The organism is Candidatus Accumulibacter cognatus (assembly GCF_000584975.1).
Taxonomy (GTDB): Bacteria; Pseudomonadota; Gammaproteobacteria; order Burkholderiales; family Rhodocyclaceae; genus Accumulibacter; species Accumulibacter cognatus.
In genome coordinates, this window is sequence record NZ_JDST02000135.1 from 1 (window position 1) to 3,113 (window position 3,113).

Annotated in this window: 6 protein-coding genes; 4 read left to right on the plus strand and 2 right to left on the minus strand. The window is 62.2% G+C overall.

Annotated elements, in window-relative coordinates:
- Window positions 1-76 precede the first annotated feature (76 nt).
- The 4 genes from AW06_RS21340 (at window position 77) to AW06_RS19145 (ending at window position 1,950) form a co-directional block, all read left to right on the plus strand.
- Window positions 77-220 carry a hypothetical protein gene (locus AW06_RS21340; protein WP_273704914.1) on the plus strand — a complete coding sequence of 48 codons (144 nt, stop codon included), beginning with the start codon at window positions 77-79 and terminating at the stop codon, window positions 218-220.
- A gap of 7 nt (window positions 221-227) precedes the next feature.
- The gene (locus tag AW06_RS21345; RefSeq protein WP_171047450.1) at window positions 228-377 is read left to right on the plus strand and encodes a hypothetical protein; all 150 of its coding nucleotides are present in this window, start codon (window positions 228-230) and stop codon (window positions 375-377) included.
- Entirely contained in the window at window positions 370-525 is a 156-nt protein-coding gene (locus AW06_RS21350) for a HAMP domain-containing protein (protein WP_273704915.1), read from the plus strand. The genes AW06_RS21345 and AW06_RS21350 overlap by 8 nt, the downstream gene beginning before the upstream one ends.
- A gap of 339 nt (window positions 526-864) precedes the next feature.
- Window positions 865-1,950 carry a PHB depolymerase family esterase gene (locus AW06_RS19145; protein ID WP_273704916.1) on the plus strand — a complete coding sequence of 362 codons (1,086 nt, stop codon included), beginning with the start codon at window positions 865-867 and terminating at the stop codon, window positions 1,948-1,950.
- Window positions 1,951-2,294: 344 nt separating this feature from the next.
- Here the strand turns inward: AW06_RS19145 and AW06_RS19150 are convergent, their stop codons facing one another.
- Both AW06_RS19150 and AW06_RS19155 read right to left on the minus strand, forming a co-directional pair.
- Window positions 2,295-2,489, minus strand: coding sequence for a twin transmembrane helix small protein (locus AW06_RS19150; protein ID WP_034953632.1), 195 nt, complete (start codon window positions 2,487-2,489; stop codon window positions 2,295-2,297).
- Between the two features lie 296 nt (window positions 2,490-2,785).
- Entirely contained in the window at window positions 2,786-3,019 is a 234-nt protein-coding gene (locus tag AW06_RS19155; protein WP_034953635.1) for a hypothetical protein, read from the minus strand.
- Window positions 3,020-3,113 lie beyond the last annotated feature (94 nt).

Below are 3,113 nucleotides of genomic sequence, written 5' to 3' on the forward strand. Positions count from 1 at the left end.
CAAGGCGCTACAGTCCCTATTGACCCTGAACTTCCAAACCTTCCAGAAGAGTCAATCGTGACCGCGCACGGTATACATGAACGCGCGACCGAAATGGTTCCAGCTCTATGGCGAGTGCAAGCTCGAGAAGGCGGCCGACTGGCGGGGCAAGACCACCACGCCGTTCAGCGCCAGGACGGTCGCGGGCTTCGGCAAGCTGATCGAGTTACAGCAGAAATAACATCGAAGTGGCCGAAAAGGCCGCCGTGGCGCTCGCCGAGGCGCTGCGCCGCATGATTCTCACCGTCACCATGGCGGTCATACTGACCCGCGCTGATCGCCTGGATGGTCATGCGCAGCGTCGTCGGGCGCATGCGGTGCGCCATCAAGGTGGCTGAGACGGTCGCCCGTGGCGATCTGTCAAGAGCTCCGCACGATGACGACAACGATGAACTCGGCCGCCTGATGGGCGCGCTGGGTAACATGGTCGACAGCCTGAGCAACATGGAGGCCTCGGCGATTTCGAGGCCGCCGCAAATAGTGTAGCCGTTCAGGGCGGCCATCACCACTATGCCCAGAATCTCGATCTGGTTGGTGACCATGACGGCAAACCGGGAATACTCACGCACCTTCATATCAGACCGGGGTCGATTCAAGCTGATTGCAGCCTCGCGCTTCGAGCGCGTCCGACTGATGAGGCATCAACCCGCCCATTACATCAGGCACAGAGGTATGGCCTCACTCGGAATCCCAATGAGTCCATGGCGGCAATCTTTACCCTTCCAACCTTCATCAACTGAATGCTTGGCAAACCCAGGGACGACCATGTAGGCTGTTAGCATGTGCTGTCCAGATTTTCATCATTCCCACCTGCTGCACCACGCCATGGCCATGATCACCTCCGCTTTCCTGCATCGCCTTGCCGCCACGGTTCTCCTGATGTTCGGCCTGCGGATCGTCATCGCGGCACCGTTATTGCCGGGTGCAGGTCCCGAACTGCCGGCACTGGCCGCCGACCTGCACGAGCTGACGGTCTCCGGCGTTTCTTCCGGCGCTTACATGGCAGTACAGTTCCAGGTCGCGCATTCGCAACTGGTGCGTGGCGCCGGCATCATCGCTGGCGGACCGTATGACTGCGCCGCAGGTTCGATCCTGCGCGCGCTCACCCGCTGCATGTCGCCGTCCTCCTGGGCAGAACTGCCATCAGTCGCCGAACTGCGTGCGCATGCCGAGGCATTGGCGCTCGCCGGACGCATCGATTCCCTCGAACATCTGCGCGATGACCGCGTCTGGCTGCTCTCCGGCGGCAAGGATGAGACCGTGCATACCGCAGTCGTCGAGCGGCTAGCGGCCTTCTACGCCGAGTGGCTGCCGCCGGCAGCGATTCGCTTCGTCAAGGTCCCTGAAGCCGCGCACGCGATGATTTCTGTCGCTGATCGCGAGGCCAATCCCTGCAGCAGCATGCAGGCACCGTTCATCAACCGTTGCGGCAATCTCGACGCCGCCGGCGAAATGCTTGCCCAGATGCTCGGCCCACTGCAAGCGGCGGGCGGATCAGCGCGTGGCGAGCTCCTGAGGTTCGACCAACGGCCTTTTGTCGATGGCCAGGCGATCGATGCGGGACTCGCCGACGAGGCGTACGTCTATGTGCCGCAGGACTGCCGCAGCGCGGTCTGCCGGGTGCATGTCGCCTTTCACGGCTGTCGCCAGAACGCCGAGCAGATCGGGCGACGCTTCGTCGAGGGCGCCGGGTACAATGCCTGGGCTGACCACAACCGCATCATCGTACTCTACCCGCAAACCGTACCGCGCCGCGGCCTCGCCCTCGGGTCCTGGAAATGGGTATACAACCCCTCGGGCTGTTGGGATTGGTGGGGCTATTCCGGCAGCGCTTACGCAACCCGTGACGGCCTGCAGATCGCCGCCGTACGCGCCATGCTCAAACGCCTGGCAGCGCCGCGCCAGCGTTGAGGTCGGCTACGCAGCAGAGTCCAGGAGCCCGATCCGTTACTCTCAGGCAAATGGTCAATCCCGAAACGCAGCCCAGTATCCCGGGCGAGGGACACAGATCCTGGCAATGCTGCTCGTATCACGCCGAGAAATCATGACGGCCTACTCGGCCTTCGGCGACGCGCAGTCAGGGTTACTGAGCATTCCTGACAGCGCGCGGGCAACGCTGCTGATTCCGTCGTTAAACAGGTCAGCATCCTTCATCACGGCACAAAGATCGGCTTGTTTGGGGCTGGCATGGACTGCCACGCCGCCCCCCTCCGCTGCCACACCCGCCGGTCCTGCCGCCTCCGGCGATGCCAGGACTACACTCCGGCGAAGTACAGCGCACTCACCAGCAGAGCCAGCGTCATGCCCTGAAAACCGACCCGCATGACCATATAGCGGGTACTATGAACGCGGTCGTATTCTCCGCCGCGCTCCATGGAGTAAAAGCCGAGAGCCAGGGATACCACCGTGGCAGCCATGGCCAGAAAGATCAGGACGGTCAGGATTTTCATGGCATGTCTCCTATTCTGTTGGGCTCATCCGCAACGAGCCATCAATTCAATGGTGCCAGCACAGCCTCCGTCGAGGCTTTGTTTTTAGCATAGGAGATAGGGTGACGAAATTCAACGCGACTTCCGTGAGCATCGAGACAGCGAACGCGGTCGTGTGCGGGAATGCAGACCTGCCGCCCCTTCAGCACGACCCCCTTTTCGTCATCGAGCGAGCGGCCGGACGCCGATCTGCCGGAAATCGCCGACGCGCGCCGTGCCACCGATCTGTCTGGCGATCGTCCGGCAGGTGGCGCCGGTCACGAGCGAAAGAGGCGGGCGAGCGTAGATGTACAGGCATCTGTGCAGTATCGATCGGCAGGGACGCCAACCGGCGACGAAGCACTGGCGCGCTCGATTCCGCATAGCTCGATGCTCTGCATAGGTTCCTGCAGCCACGCGAGATAGGTGTCAACCTGACTGGCGATCTGGAGCTTGCCGGCCGCATCGCTGCCAGCGACGTGGCAGTCGTTGTTGACGGTTTCGGTACGCATGACGATGGCACTGCCGTGGTCGCCTTCGTCGACTAGAACTGCGTGTAGGCGGTCAGTTCGAGACGCTCATTGTTGAGTATACCGTGCGCGGTCA

Coding starts and splice junctions, on each gene's coding strand:
- AW06_RS19150 (WP_034953632.1), bottom strand. CDS start 2,489: ATGAAAATCCTGACCGTCCTGATCTTTCTGGCCATGGCTGCCACGGTG.
- AW06_RS19145 (WP_273704916.1), top strand. CDS start 865: ATGGCCATGATCACCTCCGCTTTCCTGCATCGCCTTGCCGCCACGGTT.
- AW06_RS19155 (WP_034953635.1), bottom strand. CDS start 3,019: ATGCGTACCGAAACCGTCAACAACGACTGCCACGTCGCTGGCAGCGAT.
- AW06_RS21340 (WP_273704914.1), top strand. CDS start 77: ATGAACGCGCGACCGAAATGGTTCCAGCTCTATGGCGAGTGCAAGCTC.